General features: G+C 67.2%; 21 protein-coding genes. 12 read left to right on the plus strand and 9 right to left on the minus strand.

Annotated features, from left to right (window positions below; all coding sequences use genetic code 11):
* Window positions 1–2 precede the first annotated feature (2 nt).
* The 3 genes from O6X71_RS16895 to O6X71_RS16905 form a co-directional block, all read right to left on the minus strand.
* Window positions 3–2,420, minus strand: a complete 2,418-nt coding sequence (locus O6X71_RS16895; protein ID WP_353466909.1) for a bifunctional diguanylate cyclase/phosphodiesterase — start codon at window positions 2,418–2,420, stop codon at window positions 3–5.
* A 90-nt stretch (window positions 2,421–2,510) separates the two neighbouring features.
* Window positions 2,511–3,905: a sensor histidine kinase gene (locus O6X71_RS16900; protein ID WP_353466910.1), complete on the minus strand. Its 1,395-nt coding sequence runs from the start codon at window positions 3,903–3,905 to the stop codon at window positions 2,511–2,513.
* Window positions 3,895–4,560, minus strand: coding sequence for a response regulator transcription factor (locus tag O6X71_RS16905; RefSeq protein ID WP_183037996.1), 666 nt, complete (start codon window positions 4,558–4,560; stop codon window positions 3,895–3,897). Before O6X71_RS16905 ends, O6X71_RS16900 begins: the two co-directional genes overlap by 11 nt.
* Window positions 4,561–4,651: 91 nt before the next feature.
* Between O6X71_RS16905 and O6X71_RS16910 the strand changes: the two genes are divergently transcribed.
* The 4 genes from O6X71_RS16910 (at window position 4,652) to O6X71_RS16925 (ending at window position 9,392) form a co-directional block, all read left to right on the plus strand.
* Window positions 4,652–5,731 (plus strand): ABC transporter substrate-binding protein, encoded by a 1,080-nt coding sequence (locus O6X71_RS16910; protein ID WP_353466911.1) that lies wholly within the window; start codon window positions 4,652–4,654, stop codon window positions 5,729–5,731.
* Window positions 5,728–7,209, plus strand: a complete 1,482-nt coding sequence (locus O6X71_RS16915; RefSeq protein WP_353466913.1) for an OprO/OprP family phosphate-selective porin — start codon at window positions 5,728–5,730, stop codon at window positions 7,207–7,209. The genes O6X71_RS16910 and O6X71_RS16915 overlap by 4 nt, the downstream gene beginning before the upstream one ends.
* Window positions 7,210–7,390: 181 nt before the next feature.
* Window positions 7,391–8,692 (plus strand): CitMHS family transporter, encoded by a 1,302-nt coding sequence (locus tag O6X71_RS16920; RefSeq protein WP_056064457.1) that lies wholly within the window; start codon window positions 7,391–7,393, stop codon window positions 8,690–8,692.
* Window positions 8,693–8,732: 40 nt separating this feature from the next.
* Complete coding sequence (locus O6X71_RS16925) at window positions 8,733–9,392, plus strand: alpha/beta fold hydrolase (RefSeq protein WP_353466914.1); 660 nt, start codon at window positions 8,733–8,735, stop codon at window positions 9,390–9,392.
* Window positions 9,393–9,400: 8 nt separating this feature from the next.
* Here the strand turns inward: O6X71_RS16925 and O6X71_RS16930 are convergent, their stop codons facing one another.
* The 3 genes from O6X71_RS16930 to O6X71_RS16940 form a co-directional block, all read right to left on the minus strand.
* Complete coding sequence (locus tag O6X71_RS16930) at window positions 9,401–10,084, minus strand: hypothetical protein (RefSeq protein WP_353466915.1); 684 nt, start codon at window positions 10,082–10,084, stop codon at window positions 9,401–9,403.
* Window positions 10,081–10,440 carry a hypothetical protein gene (locus tag O6X71_RS16935; RefSeq protein ID WP_353466916.1) on the minus strand — a complete coding sequence of 120 codons (360 nt, stop codon included), beginning with the start codon at window positions 10,438–10,440 and terminating at the stop codon, window positions 10,081–10,083. The genes O6X71_RS16930 and O6X71_RS16935 overlap by 4 nt, the downstream gene beginning before the upstream one ends.
* A 61-nt stretch (window positions 10,441–10,501) precedes the next feature.
* Window positions 10,502–11,716, minus strand: coding sequence for a UbiH/UbiF/VisC/COQ6 family ubiquinone biosynthesis hydroxylase (locus tag O6X71_RS16940; protein WP_353466918.1), 1,215 nt, complete (start codon window positions 11,714–11,716; stop codon window positions 10,502–10,504).
* A 163-nt stretch (window positions 11,717–11,879) separates the two neighbouring features.
* On the opposite strand from O6X71_RS16940, the gene O6X71_RS16945 reads away from it, so the two are divergent.
* From O6X71_RS16945 to O6X71_RS16970, 6 genes are all read left to right on the plus strand, one after another.
* Entirely contained in the window at window positions 11,880–14,192 is a 2,313-nt protein-coding gene (locus O6X71_RS16945) for a DNA translocase FtsK (protein ID WP_056064299.1), read from the plus strand.
* Between the two features lie 227 nt (window positions 14,193–14,419).
* Window positions 14,420–15,808 (plus strand): carbohydrate porin, encoded by a 1,389-nt coding sequence (locus O6X71_RS16950; protein WP_353466919.1) that lies wholly within the window; start codon window positions 14,420–14,422, stop codon window positions 15,806–15,808.
* Between the two features lie 82 nt (window positions 15,809–15,890).
* Window positions 15,891–16,520: a LolA family protein gene (locus O6X71_RS16955; RefSeq protein WP_353466920.1), complete on the plus strand. Its 630-nt coding sequence runs from the start codon at window positions 15,891–15,893 to the stop codon at window positions 16,518–16,520.
* A gap of 345 nt (window positions 16,521–16,865) precedes the next feature.
* Window positions 16,866–17,648 (plus strand): exodeoxyribonuclease III, encoded by a 783-nt coding sequence (locus O6X71_RS16960; protein ID WP_353466921.1) that lies wholly within the window; start codon window positions 16,866–16,868, stop codon window positions 17,646–17,648.
* Window positions 17,645–18,691 carry a GTP cyclohydrolase II gene (ribA, locus tag O6X71_RS16965; RefSeq protein ID WP_353466922.1) on the plus strand — a complete coding sequence of 349 codons (1,047 nt, stop codon included), beginning with the start codon at window positions 17,645–17,647 and terminating at the stop codon, window positions 18,689–18,691. The genes O6X71_RS16960 and ribA overlap by 4 nt, the downstream gene beginning before the upstream one ends.
* Window positions 18,692–18,720: 29 nt before the next feature.
* Window positions 18,721–19,200: a YdcF family protein gene (locus O6X71_RS16970; protein ID WP_353466923.1), complete on the plus strand. Its 480-nt coding sequence runs from the start codon at window positions 18,721–18,723 to the stop codon at window positions 19,198–19,200.
* A gap of 133 nt (window positions 19,201–19,333) precedes the next feature.
* Here the strand turns inward: O6X71_RS16970 and O6X71_RS16975 are convergent, their stop codons facing one another.
* Both O6X71_RS16975 and O6X71_RS16980 read right to left on the minus strand, forming a co-directional pair.
* Complete coding sequence (locus tag O6X71_RS16975) at window positions 19,334–20,014, minus strand: HAD family hydrolase (protein ID WP_353466924.1); 681 nt, start codon at window positions 20,012–20,014, stop codon at window positions 19,334–19,336.
* Window positions 20,011–20,685: a YggS family pyridoxal phosphate-dependent enzyme gene (locus O6X71_RS16980; RefSeq protein WP_353466925.1), complete on the minus strand. Its 675-nt coding sequence runs from the start codon at window positions 20,683–20,685 to the stop codon at window positions 20,011–20,013. Before O6X71_RS16980 ends, O6X71_RS16975 begins: the two co-directional genes overlap by 4 nt.
* Before the next feature lie 22 nt (window positions 20,686–20,707).
* Between O6X71_RS16980 and O6X71_RS16985 the strand changes: the two genes are divergently transcribed.
* Window positions 20,708–21,265 carry a thiamine phosphate synthase gene (locus tag O6X71_RS16985; protein WP_353466926.1) on the plus strand — a complete coding sequence of 186 codons (558 nt, stop codon included), beginning with the start codon at window positions 20,708–20,710 and terminating at the stop codon, window positions 21,263–21,265.
* Window positions 21,266–21,393: 128 nt separating this feature from the next.
* Here the strand turns inward: O6X71_RS16985 and O6X71_RS16990 are convergent, their stop codons facing one another.
* Window positions 21,394–22,101: a hypothetical protein gene (locus O6X71_RS16990; RefSeq protein WP_353466927.1), complete on the minus strand. Its 708-nt coding sequence runs from the start codon at window positions 22,099–22,101 to the stop codon at window positions 21,394–21,396.
* A gap of 291 nt (window positions 22,102–22,392) precedes the next feature.
* Here O6X71_RS16990 and O6X71_RS16995 point away from each other — a divergent pair, with 291 nt between their 5' ends.
* On the plus strand, window positions 22,393–22,824 hold the full coding sequence (locus O6X71_RS16995; protein ID WP_056053843.1) for a DUF3576 domain-containing protein: 432 nt from the start codon (window positions 22,393–22,395) through the stop codon (window positions 22,822–22,824).
* Window positions 22,825–22,829: the final 5 nt, after the last annotated feature.

The raw sequence follows: 22,829 nt of genomic DNA on the forward strand, positions 1-22,829 counted from the left end.
CGTCAGGCGGCGATCCGTGCGACAGCCGCCGGGTCGTCGCCTGTCGGGCTGGGGACCATACCCACCGACATCGGCACGAGATTTTCGACCGCATCGGTGAACGGCACGACCGGTCGCCCGACCAGATAGCCCTGGACCGCGTCGCAGCCGATCGACCGCAGCAGTTCGAGCTGTTCGCGCGTCTCAACGCCCTCCGCGTGCGTCAGGACGCCGAGTTCCTGGCCGATCGCGACGGTCGCGCGCAACACCGCCATGCACCGCGGGTCCGAGCCCGCGTCGATGACGAAGCTCCGATCGATCTTAATCCGGTCGAACTGGAAATCGCGCAGATGCGCGAGCGAGGATTGACCAGTGCCGAAATCGTCGAGCGCGACCTTGATCCCGGTCCTGCGGATCCGGGCCAGCATTGCCGCCGTGCGCGCGGCATCGTCGATCAGCGCGGTCTCGGTGATCTCGACCTCGACCCGCTCCGGCGCGATACCGTGGACCAGGATCGCCTGCGTCAGGTGGTGCAGCAGCGCGTCCGACTTCAGCTGTCCCGCCGAGACGTTGATCGCGACGTGGAGGTGCGGCGACCAGCCCGCCAGCTGCCGGCACGCCTCCATGATCACCCACCGGCCGATCTCCTCGATCAGGCCGCAGTCCTCGGCGATCGGGATGAAGGTATCGGGCGAGATCCAGCCGCGCGTCGGGTGGTTCCAGCGGATCAGCGCCTCGTATCCCGTCGTGATGCCCGACGACAGCGCCACCACCGGCTGGAACGCGAGCGAGAAGCCGCCGTTCTGCACCGCCTCGTACAGGTCGTCGGTGATGTGCTGCCGTTCGACCAGGCGCTCGGCAAGGCCCGAGACATAGGGTTGCGCACGCCGGCGCCCGCGTCGCTTCGCCTCGTACAGCGCCATGTCGGCGCGCTTCATCAGTTCGTCGGGGGTCAGGTCGTTGGCGAACCCGGCGATGCCGATGCTGCATCCGGGCAGCAGCCGGCGTTCGTCGATGATCACCGGCGCGCTCAGCCGGACGACGATCGTGTCGGCCAGCGCGGTCGCCGCGTCGCCCAGTTGCGTGGCGATGATCGCGATCTCGTCGCCGCCCATCCGCGCAACGAAGCTGTCGTCGGGCAGCAGGCTCGTCAGCTCGGCCGCGACATGGATCAGCAGCGTATCGCCGACCGCATGGCCATACGCATCGTTGATCCGCTTGAAATCGTCGAGGTCGATCAACAGCAGCGAGAACGGCTTGCCGAGACCGATCCGTGCCTCCTTCTCCTCGCGCAGCGCGCGACGGTTGCGCAGTCCGGTCAGCGGATCGTGATAGGCGAGATGCGTCAGGTTATCGAGCGCACGGCGTTCGGCGCTGACGTCGTTGAACGTCAGAACGATGCCCTGTCGCGGGATCGACCGGCACTGCATCTGATAGGTGCGGCCATCCTCCATCTCGCACTCGCGGTCGAAATCGTCGTCGAGCTGCACCCACTGCTTCATCGCGCCCCCGACCAGCGTACGCTTTTCCGCCGCCCAGCCGCGGCATGTCGCGATGACGTCGAGGAACTGGTCGATCGTCAGCCCCGGGCCGATCGCGTCGACCGGCGTGTTGAACAGGTCGAGGAAACGCCGGTTGAAATGACGCAGGCGGCCTTCGCGGTCGATGAACACCAGCCCGTCGGACATGCTCTCCATCACCGACTTCAGCGTCTGCGCCTCTTCCTCGCGCGTCGTCTTGAAGCGCGCGAAGGTCAGCAGGCTGCCGAGGCACGTGACCGACACTGCGAACGTCATGCAGGCCGCGACCAGCCCCGGCGACAACACGCTGCCGGGCACGTCGTTGATGCTGCCGAGGACGAGGTCGCCCGACAGCGACAGGAAATGCGTGACGCAGATCGACAGCGCGAACACCAGGCACCCGATCGGCCGCGAGCGCGACCATCTGCGGTTGATCTGCCACGACGACAGCAGCAGCGTCCCCATAATCAGCCCGGCGGCATTGGTGGGCCACGAAAAGACGTGGATACAGTCGGTCATGCCGGTGATGCCGACCGCGTGCATGCACCAGATCCCCGCCCCCGCCGCACCCGCCGCGACGATCCGCCCCTTGTGCGACCGCAACCGCGTGATCGCGACGATCGGCACGCCGACGGTCAGGATCCCGACCAGCGCCGACACCGTCGTCACGAACGGGTCGTACCGCAGCAGCAGGTCGGGCCGATATGCGAGGATCGCGATGAAGTGCGTCGCCCACACCCCCAGCCCGGCCGCCAGTGCCAGCGCGCCGTGACGCCAGCCGAACGGCTCGCGCTGCGGGGCGTTGGCCATGTCGGTGGTCAGCAGCGACACCGACCAGCTCGCGGTCAGGCAGATGCCGATCGCGACGACGACCAGATAGCCGGAGTGCTGGAAATGGAGATTGAAGAGGGTGGGTAGCATGGTCGCTCGGTCGTTTTTTCCCGAGTGACACGAACACCTTAACGAAAAGGCACGCGCCGCTGCCCGCCTGTTGGGCCGCGTTGATGCAGGTTACTCGTTCGCGTGAAAGAACCGCAGGATCACGCTCGTCCCGCTGGTCACCTCGCCAAACGCCACGGTCGCGTTGAGGCGAGTCGCTGCCGACCGCACGATCGCCAGGCCGAGGCCGCTTCCCTCCGGACTCCCAGTCGCGCCGAGCCGGACGAACCGGTCGAACGCCTTGTCGCGCTGGTCGATCGGTATCCCCGGCCCATCATCGACCACCGCGATCGTAGTTTCCGACGGCGTCGTCCGGAGCCTCACCGACACGGTGCCGCCGCGCCGGTTGTAGCGGATGCCGTTGTCGATCAGGTTCGACACGATCTCGAAGATCAGCGTGCGGTGGCCGGGAACGACGTGGCTGACCTCGGGGTCGCCCTCGATCGTCAGGTCGATGCCGGCTTCGATCGCGCGGTTGATCTGGCGCGTGATGACCGCCACCGCCACCTCGCGCAGATCGACCGCCTCGAGTGGCGCGGACACGCCGGCCTCCTCGGCGCGCGCCAACGCCAGCAGCTGCGTCACCAGGCGTTCGAGGCGCACCACCGCGTCGGCGATCTCGTCGAGCGCGACGCTGCGTTCCGGGCCCGAGCCGCGGCGGGCGAGTGCGACCTGGACCTTCAGCACCGACAGCGGCGTGCGCATCTGATGCGAGGCGTCGGCGGTGAAGCGGCGGACGCCGACGGTGGCGGTGTCGAGCTGCGCCAGCAGGCGGTCGAACGCACCGGCGAGCGGGCGAAGTTCGCTGGGAAGTGGGCCGGTGTCGAGCGGCGAGAAATCGGGGCGGGCGCGTCCATCACGTGCTTCGACGGCACCGCGCAGGCGGGCGAGCGGGCGGAGGCTCCAGCCTAACGCAGGCCGGATGAGCAACGCCGCGGCACCGACGAGAACGCATTCGCCGATCAGCAACGCGAGCATCAGCCGACGGGTGAGCGCGCCGCGGTTGTCGAGCGTCTCGGCGATCTGGACGATCACGGGCTTGTCGATCCGGGGAAGCGAGCGGCGGACTTCGGCGATGCGGATCTGCTGCCCGCGGTAGCGCGCGAAGCGATAGCGCGGCACGTCGATGGAGAGCGTGGCGGGATCGGGGGCTGGCAAGTCGGCATAGCCCGTAAGCAGGTCCGGGCCGACGGCGACGCGGTAGTAGACGTTGTCGCGCTCGGTATTCTCCAACATCCCGAACGCGGCGGACGGAAGGTCGAGCGTCACCTCGCCGCGTTCGACCTGCACCGTCTCGGCGATCGCACCGAGCGCTCCGCCGAGCACGCGATCGTTGGTGCGGCGGACGACGTCGGCGATCAGCGTCGCACCGACCACGCCGATCAGGATCGCCGCCGCCAGCAACGGCCCGAGCACCGCGACCAGCAGGCGCGTTCTCAGTGCGGGCGTGCGGGTCTCAGCCGGCATCGAGCATGTAGCCGACGCCGCGGACGGTGCGGATACCGGGGCCGTCGGGCGCAAGTTTTCCCCGCAGCCGCGTGACATGGACCTCGATCGCATTGTCGCCGACCGGCTCGTCGAACCCGAACACCTCGCCGATCAGCAACGCTCGGGGGACGACCCGGCCTGCTCGGGTGGCAAGCGCCTCCAGAACCGCCCGCTCCCGCCGACGCAGGTCGAGCGCACGGCCGGCGATGTCCGCGTCGCCGGTCGAGCGGTTGATCGTCAGCGTACCGACGCTGAGCACCGGCAGCGGGTCGCCCCCGCGCCGCCGCCCCAGCGCCCGAACGCGCGCCTCCAGCTCTTCGGGCTCGAACGGCTTCCGCAGATAATCGTCAGCGCCGAGGTCGAGCCCGCGCACGCGGTCGTCTAGCGCATCGCGCGCGGTCAGCATCAGCACCGGGACACGCTCGCCACGCCGCCGGAGCGTCTCCAGCACGGTGAACCCGTCGATCCCCGGCAACCCGACATCGAGGATCACCAGCGCATACGGCTCCCCCGCTACCACCGACAACGCGTCCTCGCCCGTCGCGACGTGATCGACCGCATTGCCGCCCGCGCGCAGCAACGCCGCGATGCTGCGCGCCAACGCCGCGTCGTCCTCGATCAGCAGGATGCGCATGAAAACCCATGAAAGGTTGGTGACAGGTTCGGTTCGTACTCCACCGTTGCAGTCTATCCGAACACAGAGACGGAAGGCGAGGAGAGTGACGATGGCACGAATTTTTCTGAAGATCGCACTGCTGGCTACGAGCTTCACCGCGACCGCCGTCGTGGCGCAGCGCCCTGCCAACTATCCGCGCTCCTACGACCAGCTGATCTCCGACGCGCGCGCCGAGCGGCAGGTGCGGATCTACGGCAATGCCGATCGCGCCGAGCTGCTGCCGGTCGTTGCAGCATTCCGGAAGCGCTATCCGGGGATCACCGTGCTGTACGCGGACATCGGCTCGACCGAGATGTACCGCCGCTTCGTCACCGAGACGCGCGCGAAAAAAATGTCCGCCGACCTCGTCTGGTCGTCGGCGATGGACCTCCAGGTGAAGCTGATCAACGACGGCTTCGCGCAAGGCTATGCGAGCCCCGAAAAGCCCGCGCTGCCGCCGGTATCGGTGTGGAAGAACATGGGTTTCGGCGTCACCGCGGAGCCGATCGGGATCGTCTACAACAAGCGCCTCGTGCCCGCCGGACAGGTGCCGCGCACGCATGCCGCGCTGGAGACATGGCTGCGCAAGAACGTCCGCGCGCTCAACGGGCGCGTCACGACGTTCGATCCGGCACGCTCCAACGTCGGCTATCTGTACCTGTCGGAGGACCTCGCGATCACGCGCGATACGCGGTCGCTGCTGGAGGCGATCGCCGCGACAAAGCCCGTGCTGTCGCGCACCAGCGAGCCGATGCTGCGCGGCGTCGCCGAGGGGCGGCAGGCGCTCGCCTACAACGTCATCGGCTCGTACGCGCTGGAACGCGCCCGCACCGATCCCCGCATCGGCGTCGCGTTCCTCCAGGACTATACGATCGTCACCTCGCGGATCGCGTTCATCGCGCGCGAGGCCGCGCACCCCGCGGCGGCGAAACTGTTCCTCGATTTCCTGCTGTCGCGCGAGGGCCAGTCGCTGCTCGCCAAGCGCAGCCTGTGGCCGGTCCGCACCGACGTTGCCGCCCGTCGCCTTCCCCAAGCCCAAGCGCGCCCGATCCGCGTGGGTCCACAACTTCTCGTCAACCTCGACCGCGTCAAGCGCCAGCGTTTCCTGCGCGACTGGACCGCGATTCTCGCCACCGGAGCCCAACAATGACTCTCTTCCGTACCGGGTGCGCCGCACTCGCGCTGATCGCCGCGACGCCGGCGCTGGCCCAAGCTCCGACCGACGCCGACCTCGCCGCGCTGGTCCGTGCGCAGGCCGCCGAGATCGCCGCGCTGAAGTCGCGTCTCGACCGGCTGGAGAACAACGCCGCCGTCGCGCAGGCGTCGGCGCCCATACCGCCCGTCCAAATCGCACCGCAGGCAGTCGCGCAGAACACCGAGCCACGTCGCACGGTGCCGTTCGCGCCGCAGCTCGCCCCTCCCGGCCCCGCCGATCGCAGCGTCGCGCAGGCGGTCGCCGCGCGCGACAATCCGTCGGGCGTGACCACCGAATGGGGCGCCGGCCTGCCCGTCTTCCACTCGGCGGACGGCGTCTACACGTTCAAACCGCGCGGCCGCATCCTGACCGATGTCAGCTCCAGCTTCGGCTCGAAGTACGACGGCCGCAACATCACCACGACCGGCATGCGCGCGCTGCGCCTCGGTCTCGAAGGCGGCGTCGGCACGCACTTCTTCTACCAGTTCGAGAGCGATTTCTCGGAGAACGAGGTCGACGTCGTCACCGCGTTCGTCGGCTGGCGCAACAAGATCAAGCCGGGCCTCGACTACGACGTCCGCGCCGGCCACCTGTTCAACGATCGCGGCTTCGAAGGCTCGACCGGCTCGGATTCGACCCCGTTCCTGGAGCGCACCACGGTCTCGACCGCGATCATCCCGCAGCGTGGCTTCTACGGCATCGGCGTGATGCCGCGCATCTTCTGGAAGACCGGCCACGCCTCGGTCACCGTCACCGGCGATCGGATCGACGGAACGCAGGCGGTCGGCGACAGCCGCACGGTGCTGGGCCGCGCACACTGGAACCCGATCAAGTCCGACACCGGCGTGCTGCACGTCGGCGCGTGGGGCTTCGACGAATCGCTATCGTCGGTCGCGGGCACGCTGACGCGCAACACGGTGATCGGCGGCCGCTTCAACGGCGCGCTGCGCGTGTCGACCGGCCCGCTGATCGGCGGCACCGGCACGACCGGCTACGGCGTCGAGCTCGGCGGCTATCGCGGGCCGTTGTGGGTGATGGGCGAAGCGGGCCGCCGCAACGCGCGGCTCGACGGCGGGCGTCCCGATTTCGTCAGCAAGGCGTGGAGCGTCTCGGGCGGTCTGTTCCTGACTGGCGACCTGCCGCCGTACAATCCGCGGCTGGGCAGCTTTGGCCAGCCCAAGGTGTTGAAGCCGACCTTCGACGGCGGGGTCGGCGCGATCGAACTCACCGCGCGCTACGAAAGCCTCGATTTCGACAATCTGCTGACCGGCGGCGACGGCTGGGCGGCGACCGTCGGCGTCAACTGGTACCTCAACAGCTTCACCCGCTTCCAGGTGAACGCGATCCAGTGGAACACCGACAACCGCGCCGGCGACTATGTCGGCAACGACAGCGGCCAGACCCTCAGCGCCCGCGTCGGCGTCACCTTCTGATGCATAGCGTCGGTCCTGTCTTTGGTGCTGCAATCAGCCTCCCGCGCTCCGTCATCCTGACGAAAGTCAGGATCCAGAGCCACAAGGGACCATGCTCAATAACCCTGGATCCTGACTTTCGTCAGGATGACGGTGGTGTTGCAGCCACCCCCCTATTCACGCCCTTTTCTAGGACGAAGCGATGAACCTTGCCCTGCTCGGCTTCCTGATGGTCGCCACGTTCATGACGTTGATCATGACCAAGAAGATGACGCCGCTGGTCGCGCTCATCGTGATTCCGTCGATCTTCGGCGTGTTCGCGGGTGAGGCCGCGGGTCTCGGCCCGATGATGATCGACGGCATCAAGAACCTCGCGCCGACCGGCGTCATGCTGTTGTTCGCGATCCTGTTCTTCTCGACGATGACCGACACGGGCCTGTTCGATCCGCTGGTCGGACGGCTGATCCGGATGGTCCACGGCGATCCGATGCGGATCCTGATCGGGACGGTCGTGCTGTGCGCGCTCGTCAGCCTCGATGGCGACGGCTCCACCACCTACATCATCACGATCGCCGCGCTGTTGCCGCTCTACAAGCGCTTCAACATGAACCGGTTGTACCTCGTCTGCCTGTTGATGACGACGAGCGGCATCATGAACCTGACGCCCTGGGGCGGGCCGACCGCACGTGCCGCGAGCGCGCTGAAGCTTGATCCGGCGACGCTGTTCCTGCCGCTGATCCCCGGCATGATCGCCGGCCTCGCCTTCCTGATCGGTCTCGCCGTGTATTTCGGCCGGAAAGAGCGCGTCCGGATGGGCGAAGCGGGAATCACCGCGGACACCGAGTTCACCGGCATGGCCGTCTCGCAATATCCCGAGGCACGTCGCCCCAAGCTGATCTGGTTCAACGCAGCCCTCGTCATTACGCTGCTGACGTTGCTGGTCTGGGGCATTCTCCCCTTGTCGGTGCTGATGATGCTGGCGTTCGCGATCGCGATGATCGTCAACTATCCCGGCGTCGCCGACCAGAAGGAGCGCATCTCCGCGCATGCCGGCAACGTGCTCGCGGTGGTGTCGCTGATCTTCGCGGCGGGCATCTTCACCGGCATTCTCGGCGGCACCGGCATGGTCGAGGCGATGAGCAAGGCGGTGGTTGGCGTGATCCCGCCCGCGCTCGGGCCGTACATGGCGCCGATTACTGCGGTGCTGAGCATGCCGTTCACCTTCTTCATCTCGAACGACGCGTTCTATTTCGGGATGCTGCCGATCCTCGCCGAGGCCGGCGCGCATTACGGCGTCGCCCCCGAGGCGATCGCCCGTGCTTCGCTGATGGGCCAGCCGGTCCACCTGCTCAGCCCGCTGGTGCCGTCGACCTATCTGCTCGTCAGCCTGGTCGGCATCGACCTCGCCGATCACCAGCGCTTCACGCTCGTGCCCGCGATCGCGGTCTGCGTGGTGATGACGATCGTCGGCATGATCGCGCTCGCCTTCCCGTTCGTCGCCTGAGGTGAGCATCCCCGCAACCCGCCGCTACCGGAGATTTCGCATGGTCCGACCGCGTACACCGTTGATGCTGCTCCCCGCGATGGGCTGCGACGGGCAGCTCTGGGCGCGCCAGATCGTCGACCTCGCCGCCGTCGCACAGGTCGATTTCGGCGACCTGTCGCAGGACGATACGCTGTCCGAAATGGCCGCGCGCGTCCTCGCCAGCGCACCGCCGCGGTTCGCAGTCGCGGGCGTCAGCCTCGGCGGCTACGTCGCGATGGAGATGGTGCGGCAAGCCCCCGACCGTATCGAGCGGATCGCATTGTTCGGCGCCCGCGCGTCGATGGAAGTGCGTCCGCGCACCGTCGTCGGCCAAGGCCTGCTCGCCACCGCGCCGCACGCCGACCCGCGCCTGACCGCGATCGTCGCCGGCCCCGCACAGGCGATGGCGGAGCGCGTCGGCCAGACCGTCTTCGAACGCCAGCAACGCGCGCTGCTCGCCCGTCCCGACATCAGCGAGGCGATCGCCGCGATCCACGTCCCGACGCTGGTAGCCGTCGGCGACCGCGACCTGATCTGCACACCCGACGACGCACGCGCGCTGAGTGCGCGGATCGAAGGCTCGCGGTTCCACATGCTGCGCTCCTGCGGCCACCTCGCACCGATGGAGCGTCCCGGCGAAGTCACCGCGCTGCTCCGCCAGTGGCTGAAGACCGGCTGATCGATCGGCTAGTCGCGGACGCGATCGAGCCGCGCATACGCCGTGCCGATCTCGACCTCGAGCCGATCCGCGCGGGGATCGAGCGCGATCGCGGGAATGTCGAACGGCTCGACGTCGCTCGGGTGATAGGTGAAGCGAAAGCTGTTCGGCCCCCCGCGGCCAAGCGGCACGACCGTCAGCACCTTGCGATCCGACAGCCTCACGACCGAAAACCGTGCCGCGTCGCCCAACTCCTCCACCGAAGCCGAGTGTCGCCCGTCGCTCATCGCGAACAGGCCGTTGGATTCGGGCCATGTCGCCCCGAGCCCCTCGGCCGGCGTACCGTCCGCGTTCGCGACCGTAACGGACAGCCCGATGGCGGGATCACGAACCGGGTTCGGCACCTGTTCGAGCCGAACCGGGCTCGGCCGGTTGTGGATGTGGATCACGTCACCTGCGAGCGTCCAGAAACCCTCCGCCTTCATGAAGTCCGCATCGGTCTCGCCAGAGGTGATATGGTACAGCGCGCTATGGTCGGCGTTGAGGCGGACCGTCACTTTCATGCCATCGGCGCGCTCGACATAGCGGTACGTCCCGACCAGCACGCGCTCGTCCTGGATCAGCACGGGAACGCTGTTCGACGGCAGCTGCGCGTCGACCGGGGCCGCCGCCATCATCGCCAGGCAACACGCCCATACCCGCGAGATCGTCATGTGCTCCTGAACCACAGCGACCACGACGCGGGTGTCGTCACCGTGCGGGTCTCGTCCATGCTGTAATTCAGTTCCGCGTCGCGAGCGTCCCGCACGACCTTGTCCAAAGTCGCGGCGGTCAGGTCGGCCGGGAGTGCCGTCTCGATCCGAACGACACCGTGTGCAGAGGGCTTGATCGGCACCTGCCTAAACGCAGGCACGGTCGCGCCTTCGATCGCAACGAAGCGCCGGACGTTGTCGGCCTCGCCCCAGATCGTCATGCGCTTCGAGGCGTGCACCGTCGGCGGCTGCCGATTGCTGCACCCCGCGACCGCGCCGACCGCGACCGCGAGTGCCAATGCCCATTTACCCTGCATGATCGGTTCCCCCCGGTGCGATGCTAGGGCGACCGCCGCGTCATATCCAGAGGCGTGCGACTTAGATTACCATGCCTTGCAACAGCTTGGGCAGGTCACCCGATTCACCGCGTGCTTCGGCCATGAAGCGGTCCTTGAGCGGCGGGATCGCATTCACCGCGCTGATGCCGAACCGACGCACGGCGCTGGCGGTCTTGCCGGGAAGGCCGAACAGGCGAGTGAGCGTGTCGGTGGCCGCCGCGGTCATGAACGTGTCGAGCCCGCGCCAACGCTGGTAGCGCGCGAGCAGCGCGGCGTCGCCGAGATCGAGGCCGAGACGCTTGCCCTCGACCAGCACTTCGGCGAGCGTCGCGACGTCGCGAAAACCCAGGTTGAGCCCTTGTCCGGCGATCGGGTGGATGCCGTGGCCGGCGTCGCCGACCAGCGCGAGCCGCGTGTCGGTGATCCGGGCCGCGTGGTGGAAGCCGAGCGGGTAGGACGACCGCGGCGTCGCCATCGACAGCTTGCCGAGGAAACCGCCCATGCTCTTTTCCGCTTCAGCGAGGAACGCGCGGTCGCCGAGCTTGAGCATGCCGGGCGCGTTCTTCGCGTCGACCGTCCAGACGATTGCGGAGCGGTGGCCGTCGGCGTCGTCGGGGAGCGGGAGCAGCGCGAACGGGCCGCTCGCGTAGAAGATCTCGTACGCGACGTCCTCGTGCGAGCGTTCGTGATGGAACGCGGCGATGATCGCGGTGTGCTCGTACGACCAGCGCGCGATCGTGATGCCCGCGGCCTCGCGCGTCGGCGAGTTGCGGCCTTCCGCGGCGATCAACAGCGGCGCGCGGATCGTGTCGCCCGAGTCCAGCGTGGCGGTGACGCCCGATTCGGCACGGTCGACCGAGGTAGCGCGCGTCTGCATGCGGAGGTCGACATGCGGCGCGGCGGTCGCGGCGTCGAACAGCGTGCGGCGGAGCAGCTTGTTCTCGTACATCGTGCCCAGTGCACCATCGTCCGCGGCGGGAACGAAATCGAGCGCGCCGGGTTCGAGGCCATCGCTCACCCGGATCTGGCGGATCGCACACCCCTGCCCCGCCAGCGTCGCGCCGATCCCGATCACGTCGAGCATGCGGTGGCTCGCGCTCGCGACTGCCGAGGCGCGGCCGTCGAAGCCGGGCTCCAGCGTCACCGCGGGGTCGGCGGGGTCGATCACGATCGTCGAGATGCCGTGCACGTCGAGCGCCACGGCGAGCGTCGCGCCGACCAGCCCGCCACCGAGGATGATTACATCTGTGTCCATGGTCGCGCTGTATCCCGGTAGTCGGTCGCTGCCAACGACGATCCGGGTGCGGTTTAACCCGTGTTGCAGAGGACCGCGCTTGACGTTCAACCCGCCCGGCGCGATGAATTTTCAACCTTAAGTTGAAACTTCACCATTTAGTTGAATCTGGAGAATACGGGTCATGGCCAGCCGCGCGCAGCCAGCCTTGTGGCGTGAGACGGTGAAGGCGGGCGCCGTCCGCAGCGGCGCGCTGATCGCGGCGATCGCGTTGTTCGTCGGCACGCTGCTGATGGCGCTGGCGCTGGCGAGCTATCACCCGAGCGACCCCGCGCTGAACACCGCGTCGGGCGGCGACCCCGCCAACCTCGTCGGGCCGCCGGGCGCGTGGTTCGCGGATATCGCGCTCACGCTGTTCGGGCCGGCGGTCGCGTTGCTGCTGCCGATCGGGCCGATTCTGGGCATGCGCCTGTGGCGTGACGCGCCGCTCGGGCATTGGGTGCGGATGGTGCGCGGCGCGGCGATCGGCGTCGCGCTGATGGCAAGCGCGCTGGCGTTCGTGTCGGGCACGTCGGTGCTCGCGCTCCCAGCCGGCTGGGGCGGCGTGATCGGCCTGTCGGTCTCCAGCGCGGTACACTGGGCGTTGAGCTTCATCGGCCAGCCGGTCGCCGAGCTCTGGTCCGCCCGCGCGATCGGGCTGGTCGCGGCGATTGCGGGCGCGATCGTCTGGGGCAAGAGCATCGAGATCGATCTCGGCGAGCGCAAATGGCGCCTCCCCCGCCGCAATCGGACCGAGGCGCTGGGCTATGACGGCTTCGCGGAGATCGACGAGGACGACGACGAGCCGCTGACCTTGACGCGCAAGCCGGTCGAGCCGCGCGCGGTTGCCGAGCCCGACCCGCGCCCTGCCCCGGTGATCGCGGATCGTCAGAACGCGCCGTCGCAGGCCAAGCCAAAGGAGCGCCAGTCGTCGCTCGACCTGCGCGACAATTTCACGCTGCCGAGCCTCGATCTGCTGACCCCGTCACCGCCGAGCCAGGGCAATGTGATCGACAAGGCCGGCCTGGAGCGTAACGCGCGGCTGCTCGAGAACGTGCTCGACGATTTCCACGTCAAGGGATCGATCATCGAGGTCCGGCCGGGTCCGGTCGTGACGATGTACGAACTCGAGCCTGCGCCCGGCATCAAGGCGAGCCGCGTGATCGCGCTGGCCGACGATATCGCCCGCAACATGTCCGCGATTTCCGCACGCGTCGCGGTGATTCCGGGGCGCAACGTGATCGGCATCGAGCTGCCGAATGCGCGGCGCGAGGCGGTCAGCTTGCACGAACTCGTCGGCAGCCAGACGTTCGAGGACCAGTCGGCGCAGTTGCCGATCATCCTCGGCAAGAACATCGCGGGCGATTCGGTGATCGCCGATCTCGCGCCGATGCCGCATCTGCTGGTCGCGGGTACGACCGGCTCGGGCAAGTCGGTCGGGCTGAACAGCATGATCCTGTCGCTGCTCTACAAGCTGACGCCGAACCAGTGCCGGATGATCATGATCGATCCGAAGATGCTCGAACTGAGCATGTACGACGACATTCCGCATTTGTTGTCGCCGGTCGTGACGGACCCAGCCAAGGCGGTGCGCGCGCTGAAATGGGCGGTCGAGACGATGGAGGATCGCTATCGCCAGATGTCCTCCGTCGGCGTGCGCAGCCTCGCCGGCTTCAACGACAAGGTGCGTGGCGCGAAGGCCAAGGGGCAGCCGCTCGGGCGCAAGGTGCAGACGGGGTATCATCCCGACACCGGCGCGCCGATGTACGAGGAGGAGAAGCTCGAATACGACGTTTTGCCGCAGATTGTGGTGATCGTCGACGAGCTCGCCGACCTGATGATGACCGCGGGCAAGGAGGTCGAATTCCTGATCCAGCGGCTCGCGCAGAAGGCACGCGCGGCGGGCATCCACCTGATCATGGCGACGCAGCGGCCGTCGGTCGACGTCATCACCGGCGTCATCAAGGCAAACCTGCCGACGCGGATCAGCTTCCACGTTACCTCGAAGATCGATTCGCGCACCATCCTCGGCGAACAGGGCGCGGAACAGCTGCTCGGCAAGGGCGACATGCTCTACATGCCCGGCGGCAAGGGCATCGTCCGTGTCCACGGCCCGTTCGTGACCGACGACGAAGTGCGGCTGGTCGCCGATCACTGGCGCTCGCAGGGGCTGCCCGACTACATCTCGTCGGTGACCGAGGAGCCCGAGGAGAGCTTCGCGCTGGAGGGCTCGCCGACCGGTGAGGATTCGGCGGAGGACCAGCAATATCGCCAGGCGATCCAGCTGGTCTGCGAGTCGCAGAAGGCGTCGACCTCGTGGCTCCAGCGCCAATTGCGGATCGGCTACAACTCGGCTGCGCGGTTGATCGAGCGGATGGAGAAGGACGGCATTGTCGGCCGGCCGGACCATGTCGGGCGCCGCGAAGTGCTGCGCGATACCGAGGGGCATGCGATCTAGCGCTGCATCACGATCCTCCCCCGCCAGGGGGAGCTGGCTGGCACTTGCCAGGCGGAGGGGGAGGCAAGCGACCACCTCGGCTCCGTGCCCTCCCCCTCCGTCACCTGCGGCGCCACCTCCCCCTGGCGGGGGAGGATTCCTGGAGTCCCTTTGGCCTGTCGAGGGTTTCGATCAGCCGACGCCCGGTATACGGGGTTGATACAAGTTACGAAAAACAGGTGGGCGTGATGGGGTATCGGCGGTTCTGTGCAGCGGCAGCGGTGGCGCTCGCCCTACCCGGTCAGGTCTCCGCGCAGGATACCGCCAAGCAGACCCTCGGCAGCAGCGCGACCGACACGCAGCACCGCCCGCGCTCCGGCGTGCGCCGGGACAGCGATCTGTCGCCCTCCGCGCTGACCGCCGATACGCAGCGTACCCCGCCGCCTGGCCTGTTCGCCGACTGGTTCGACATCCGCAAACGCCTGGCCGATCGCGGCATAGGGCTCAGCGCGCGCTATGCCTCGGAAAGCGCGTATAATTTCTCCGGCGGCGACCGGAAACTGTTGCGCGAGACCGGCCAGTTCGACGTCGGCGTGCTGCTCGATCTCGACAAGGTCGTCGGCCTCAGGGGCGGCGCGTTCCAGGCGACCGTCACCTACCGCCGCGGCCGCGATCTGGGTGCGGATGCGAATCTCGGCGTGCTGCAACAGGTGCAGGAAGTGTACGGCCGCGGGCAAACCGTCCGCCTCACGCAATTCTGGTACGAACAAATGCTCGGCGAAAAGCTCGAACTGAAGATCGGCCGCACCAATCCGGGCGAGGATTTCGCGTCCTTCTCGTGCTATTTCCAGAACCTCAGCTTCTGCGGTGCGCCGCCGGGCAATCTGAACGGCGATTACTGGCAGAACTGGCCAATCAGCCAATGGGGCGCGCGGCTGCGCTACGACGTCAACGATCACCTCACGCTGAAGACCGCCGCCTACGAAGTGAACCCGCGCAACCTCGATAACGACTTCGTGATCGGCCATTTCCACGGCGCGACCGGCGCTCTGATCCCCGTCGAGGCCGAATGGCGGCGCGGCGACGATGACGGTCGGGTCGGCGCGTACAAGGTCGGCGGTTGGGTCAACACCTCGAACGGCGACGACGTTTTCTACGATTTGAACCGCCGGCCGATCGCGATCACCGGGCTCGAACCGCTCCGCCGCAGCGCGCGCTACGGCGTATATTTCAACATCCAGCAGCAGATCACCGGCACGTCGAAGGACGGCAAGTCGGTCACCGGGCTCAGCGTGTTCCTCAACGCGACGCAGGCCGATCGTGCCACCTCGACCACCGACAACCAGATCGCCGCCGGGCTGTTCTACAAGGGGCTGGTGCCGTGGCGGCCGAACGACATCCTCGGCTTCGGCGTGGCGCGGACCAACGTGAACGGACGCGTGGCGAAGGGCCAGGAGCTCGATCCGGCGCGGCCCGCGGTGCAGGATGCCGAATACGCGTCTGAAATCTATTACAGCGTCCATCCGACCAAGTGGCTGGAACTGCGCCCGAACGTGCAATTTATCCACAACCCCGGCGGCGTGCACGACGCCAACGACGTCGCGGTGCTCGGGCTGAAGGGCGCGATTACGCTGTAGTCCGTACGCTCTGACGGAACCCGCCGAATTCAGTGGCGGTTCAAGCGCGGGCGGGCAACGGTCGCGCCTTGAGGAGATTTCGATGTTCAATACCCGCCCCGCGGTGATCGCGACGATCGCCGCTTTGTCCGTTGCCGCCGTGCCTGCCCCGATCGCCGCGCAGGCGACCGGTGATCTCGCCGCCGTGCAGAAGCACCTGCAATCGGTCGAGACGATGACCGCGAATTTCTCGCAGGCGGATCGCAACGGCAAGGTGCTGACCGGCGTGCTGACGCTGAAGAAGCCCGGCAAGCTGCGTTTTCAGTATGAGAAGGGCGTGCCGATCCTGATCGTCGCGGAGGGCGGCGCGCTGACCTTCATCGATTATTCGGTGAAGCAGGTGCAGCGCTGGCCGATCAAGAACTCGCCGCTGGGCGTGCTGCTCGATCCGACCCGCGACATCACGCGTTATGCGAAACTCGTCCCCGGCTACGACCAGCGGATCGTGTCGGTTGAGGCGAACGATCCGAAGCACCCCGAATATGGCCGCATCACGCTGGTGTTCGTCCGCAACGCGAGCGCGCCGGGCGGGCTGATGCTGCAAGGCTGGGTTGCACTCGACAGCCAGAACAACCGGACTACGATCCGCCTGACCAACCAGAAGTTCGGCGAAGCGGTCAGCGACAACACCTTCCGCTGGAACGATCCGCGCCGCACGGGTGTAAGAAAATAACATAAAATTCGTGTCATTCATGCAAGCGACAGGTTCGGCCCCCTAGAGAGTGGCTCGCGGATGTGGGGCATTCGGGATTTTTCCCCCTGTTGCCCGGATGGTTTCCTCACTTCTCGCCTGCGTGACGAACGCTGAGTCGGCCCTCGCTCCATGCCCCCGGAGCGGGGGTCATTTCATGTGAAGGGCGGCGTGCAAAAGCATTTTGCAAGACTCGCCCAAGCACGGCCGACGGGCAAAGCCCGGTCGACGACAGCGGCTTTGCCGATGGCGCCTTCTACCTCTGCTTCTTCCGCACCCCCAGCAGCGTTCCTTGTCCCCACCCCCCCGCAACGCTACATCGCGCTCGTGAAGATCGTCTCCTGGAACATCAACTCGGTCCGTTTCCGGATCGCCATCGTCGAACAGTTTCTGCGCGACGAGCAGCCCGACATCCTGTGCCTGCAGGAGACCAAGGTCATCGACGGCGACTTCCCGTTGGCGGCGTTCCGCGCGCTCGGCTACGAGCACATCGTCCTGCACGGCCAGCGCATGCACCACGGCGTCGCGATCCTCAGCCGCGTGCCGATCGTCGAGGACGACCGCTTCGACTGGCAGGCGAACAGCGAGGCGCGCCACATCGGCGTCCGGCTGGAAAACGGCGTACGGCTCGAGAACGTCTACGTCCCCGCCGGCGGCGACGTGCCCGATCGCGACGTGAACCCCAAGTTCGGCCAGAAACTGGATTTCATCGAGCGCATGACGACGTGGTCGGAAACGCTGCCAGGCCCCACCATCCTGGTCGGCGACTTCAACATAGCCCCGCTCGAATCGGACGTCTGGAGCCACAAGCAGCTGCTCGACGTCGTCAGCCACACCCCCATCGAGGTCGAGGCGCTGGGCAAGTTGCAGGCAGCCGGCGACTGGGTCGATCTCGGCCGCCGCTTCCACCCCGCCCCCGCGCGCCTGTTCACCTGGTGGAGCTACCGCGCCAAGGACTGGGCGGCGTCGGACCGTGGCCGCCGGCTCGATCACATGTGGGCAACCGGTGCCGCCGCCGAAGCCGCGGTGTCTCATCACGTCTATGAACGTTGCCGGAGTTGGCTGAAGCCGTCCGACCACGTTCCTATCATGACCGAGTTCGCGTTTTGAGTGATCCGCGCGCCGCCGCCCGCGCGGTCGATGCGCTCCGGCGCGGTTGGCCGATCGCGATCGACGGGCTGGTGCTGCTCGCAGTCGAGACGGCGGATGCGGATCGGTTGGCGGCGTTCGATCCAGACGCGAATGGCGGCGTGCTGATCTCGTCGGGTCGTGCGGCGACGTTGAAGCTTGCGAACCAGCTTGCGGCAGCGGATCCCACCGAGCCCGTGCTTGTCGATCGCGCCCCGTGGATCGACTTCGCCGGGGCCACCGCGATGGCCGATCCGCAATTCGACTTGGCGACTCCGTTGAAGGGTCCGTTCCGCACGCTCCCGGTGAGCGATCCCGAAGCGGCCGCCGCGGCGCTACGCCTTGCGCGGATTGCCGGACTGCTCCCCGCCTTCTTCCTCGGCACCGGCGAGCCCGAAGTCAGCATAAGCGCCGTTGATATAGACGCGCACGAGGATGCGACCCGCCTGACGCTCGCAACGCGCGCACGCCTCCCCGTCGAGGGCGCAGAGGATGCGGAGATCGTCGCGTTCCGCAGTCCCGAGAGCGCGGACGAGCATATCGCGCTGCTGATCGGCCAGCCCGACGGACAGCCGCCGCTCGTCCGGCTGCACAGCGAGTGCCTGACGGGCGACGTGCTGGGCAGTCTCAAATGTGACTGCGGGCCACAACTGCACGCCGCGATCCACGCGATCCAGCATAGCGGCTGGGGTATCCTGCTATATCTGCGTCAGGAGGGGCGCGGGATCGGGCTGGTCAACAAACTGCGGGCCTATGCGTTGCAGGATCAGGGGTTCGACACGGTCGACGCGAATACCCGGCTCGGCTTTGCGGTCGATGCGCGCGATTTCGGGGTGGCGGCGCGGATGCTGACGCTGCTCGGCCAGCGCGAGATTCGGTTGCTGACCAACAACCCCGCCAAGGTCGCAGGGCTCGAAGCCGCAGGCGTGACGGTGATCGAACGCGTGCCGCATTTCCTCCCGTCGAACCCGCACAACGCGCAGTATCTCGCGACCAAGCGCGACCGCACGGGCCACCAGTTCTGACCGAGATCCCTCCCTCACGCCGCCTGATCGTGGTGTTCGGCGCGGCCGTTCGGCCCGATGGCAGCCCCAGCCCAACGCTTGCCCGCCGCATCGCCTTCGCAGCGGCGGCGGCGGCGCGCTACGTCGATGCGGACCTGTTCTGCTCCGGCGCGAAGGGCACGCATGGGCCTTCGGAAGCATCGGTGATGGCGGATGTGCTGGCAGAAACGGTCGACCGGTCGCGAATCCATCTCGACGAAGCCAGCGTGGACACGTTGCAGAGCGTCGTGGCCGCGACCGCGTTCGCGCGCGCGGGGCAGTATGCGCAGTGCATGATCTGCACCGACGGCTACCACCAGCCCCGCATTCGCATGCTGTTCGCGATGCTCGGTATGCCCGCGAGCGCGATCCACGTGCCGCATGGCGGGAGCCGGCGGTACCAGCTCAAGATGCGGTCGCGGGAAGCGGCGGCGATTCCGTATGATCTGGTTGCAGGGATCGGCGCGATCTGGCGACGCAAGCGGGCCTAGCGGTTCTCCTGCGAACGCAGGAGCCCAGGGTACCGAACCCCGTCCGTGGTTACCCTGGATTCCTGTGTTCGCAGGAAAACGGTTTTGCAGCCCCGATACCTTCTCCGTCACCGCGGCATGACGGGGCAAGCCGCTAGCGTGCCTCGATCAACCGCACGACGTCCTCAAAACTCTCCGCCAACGCATCGACGCCGATCGCCTTCAGCCGCGCGCCGTGCTCCGCATTACAATGCGACCCCGCCGACAAACCAATGACATAGCCCCCTGACGCCACTGCCCCAGTCGCCCCCACAGGCGAATCCTCCAGGATAGCCGTCCGCGCGATATCGACCCCAAGTTGCCGCGCCCCGAACAGATACAGATCCGGCGCCGGCTTGCCGTTCTTCACGTGTTCGCGGCCGCTATAGAGGTGATCGCCGAACGCATCGCGCAAGCCGATATGCTCCAGATGCCGCGCGATCCACGAGACCGGGCTCGACGACACGATCGCCTTGGGCAAGTCGGCAGGGAGCGAGCGGACGAACGCCACCGCGCCCTCGATCGCGTCGACGCCAGCCGCCATCACGCGCTCGTCCTCGGCCTTCCGCGCGGCGTAGAACTCCTCGGGGAGAGGCCGGTCGATCCAGCGTTCGACCGCGTCGATGAACTGAGGCCCGGCAAGCCCCATAAAGTTCGCCATCGAATCTTCAGCGCTGGTCGGGTGCCCCGCGGCGGTCAGCCATTCGGCGATGTGCCGGTTGCCCACGGCTTCGCTGTCGATCAGCACGCCGTCGAAGTCGAACAGCAGTGCGTCGAACCGAACCGGTATGCTCATGCGCCCGTCCCCCGCGCACCGAACAACGCGCTGCCGATCCGGACGTGAGTCGCGCCGATCGTCACCGCGGTCTCGAAATCGTCGGACATGCCCATGCTGAGGCCGGTCAGCCCGTGATCGCGCGCCAGCTTTGCGAGAAGCGCGAAATACGGTGCCGGCTCGATATCGGCGGGCGGCAGGCACATCAGCCCGGCGATCGGCAGGCCGGCGGCGCGCGCCTGTTCCACCAGCGCGGGCAGGTCCGCGATCGCGCAGCCGCCCTTTTGCGGTTCGTCACCGATGTTGACCTGGAGGAAGCAGTCCGGCCGACGATCGCTCGCCTCCATCGCCTTGCCCAGCGCGGTGACCAACGACGGGCGATCGACCGCGTGGATGCAGTCGAACAACGCCACCGCCTCGGCCGCCTTGTTCGACTGGAGCTGGCCGATCAGGTGCAGTTCGACGTCGGGATACGCCGCACGCAATGCCGGCCATTTCTCGGCGGCCTCCTGCACGCGGTTCTCGCCGAACACGCGCTGGCCTTCGACGAGCAGCGGTTCGATCGCCTCGACCGGATGCGTCTTGGAGACCGCGATCAGCGTCACGTCGTCCGCGCGGCGATCCGCGATCTCTGCGGCCTTGGCGATCCGGCTGCGGATGGCCTGCAATTTGGTGGTGTCGTCAGCAATCATGCGGCGCGCTATAGGCAGCGGCGTGGCCTGTCGTAACCCCATTCCCGCGCGCTGGCTGATGACCGACGAGCGGATGGGCGACGCCTTGTGGCCTGCGCTCAGGCGGTTGCCGCCGGGATCCGGCGTGGTGTTTCGGCATTATGCAACGCCCGAGCGGGAACGGCGGGCATTGCTGCGGCGGGTTATTCGCGTCGCGCACGCGCGACGGTTGACCGTGGTAGTGGCAGGAAAGTCTACGATCGACGCCGACGGCGTGCATGGTCGGGCACGGACTCACGGGATCAGAACCTGGCCAGCGCATTCGAGAAGCGAGGCCTTGGCTGGCAAGCGCGCCCGAGCTGATGCCCTGTTCGTGTCGCCGATCCACGTCACCCGATCGCACCAAGGTGCCGCCGGCATCGGCTCGGCGCGGGCTATGCGAATCGGAAGAGGACTCGGGATACCAATGATCGCGCTAGGCGGAATGACCGAGTCGCGCTGGCGGCGCATCCAGCGTTTCGGCTTCCACGGCTGGGCCGCGATCGATGCCTGGATGCCTATAGTACGCCGTCATCCTGACGAAAGTCAGAATCCAAAATAACCGATTGCTGCGTCTCATGGCACTGGATCCTGACTTTCGTCAGGATGACGGGAAGGGAGAACTGCGCCCCCCGATCCAGCTCGCCACGATCGGTCTCGATTTCCGACGAGCCTCGCTCCGTCGGACGCTTAGAAGCGGAAGGCGGTGCCCAGATACACGGCCTGGCTGTCACGACGGTCGTCATCGACCTTCACGAAGCGCTCGCGGTCCGACCGATACCGCACGCCGGCCGTCACCGCGAGGCTACGCGTCAGAGCGTAAGACCCCCCAAGATCGACCGAATAGCTCGGCGCGTCCTCGACGAGGCGCGGCGCGCTCGACAGCGGACGATCCGCCACAGCCTTCACCGTGCCGCTGAAGCGCTTGGCGCTATAGCTCACCGCAAGGTCAGCCGCCTCACGCCCACCCGGCATCACGCCGAGATCGAGCTTGTTCACGTCACCCGAGATCGCAAACCGCTTCCAGCCCACCGACATGCCGAGGTTGTAGGCGATCGGCGCGATACCGACGGTCGGCGTGGTCGAAGCGAGGCTGGCCGTGTTCGCGACACCGCGGTTAGTCTGCGCACGAACCGCAACGGTCACAGCGCGATTATCCTGGCGCGTCTCGGCGGGCGTGAACTTGAAACTACCCGCGTCGAAGCCACCGCGCGCGAACATCGCGGCAAGGCGGGGGTCGGCGGCGGCCGGCGTAAACGATCCGATACCGCGAACCGCGGCGACGTTGTGCTTGGCGATCCGGGCGGGCTGTTCGCTGGCGCCGAAGGCAGGCGCGACGATCGCGGCGGTGGCGACAAGCGCCCCGGCAACCACCCCAACTATTCCCCCACGCGTCATCACAACGAATCTGTCCTTCGAATCCCGTAATCGGATCCTGTTAAACCGCATCTAACATGAATTGATCCACAGCAAAGGCCGCAGAACCGCCCATTCCCACCCTTCGTCGCCGAATTGTCGGACAGTGTTGCAATCAGCACACAGATCGCCGCGATAGCGCTACCGAATCGGTTGTTCTCCCAGTCGGGGCAGCCCCCCGCGCATACGCTCGTCGCGCACGCCGGCGTCTGCTTGCGGGCACGCGGGCTCGCCTGTAGAGCAAGGGCTGATTTTCTTGCCAGGATGATGCCCATGTTCCGCCGCTCGCGTATCGCAGTCGTGCTGTTTGCCCTGCCTCTCGTCGCTTGCGGCGGCGGATCGGCGCGTCCCAAGGCGGATCTCGCCGCGTCGAAGATCACGACGATCGGCGTGAACAGCTATCTGTGGCGCGCGAGCCTCGACACGCTCGGCTTCATGCCGCTGCTGCAGACCGATTCCAACGGCGGCGTGATCGTCACCGACTGGTACATCAACCCGCAGACCCCGACCGAGCGCATGAAGGTCACCGTCTCGATCCTCGACCAGGATCTGCGCGCCGATGCGCTGCGCGTCGCTGCCCTCCGCGAAGTCAATCGCAACGGCCAGTGGGTCTCGTCGCCGGTGCAGGCCGCGACCACGCAGAAGCTCGAGGACATCATCCTGACCAAGGCCCGCGACCTGCGCCGCGCCTCGATCGCGGGCTGAGGACT

This window comes from Sphingomonas faeni, from assembly GCF_040407505.1.
GTDB classification, from domain to species: domain Bacteria; phylum Pseudomonadota; class Alphaproteobacteria; order Sphingomonadales; family Sphingomonadaceae; genus Sphingomonas; species Sphingomonas faeni_E.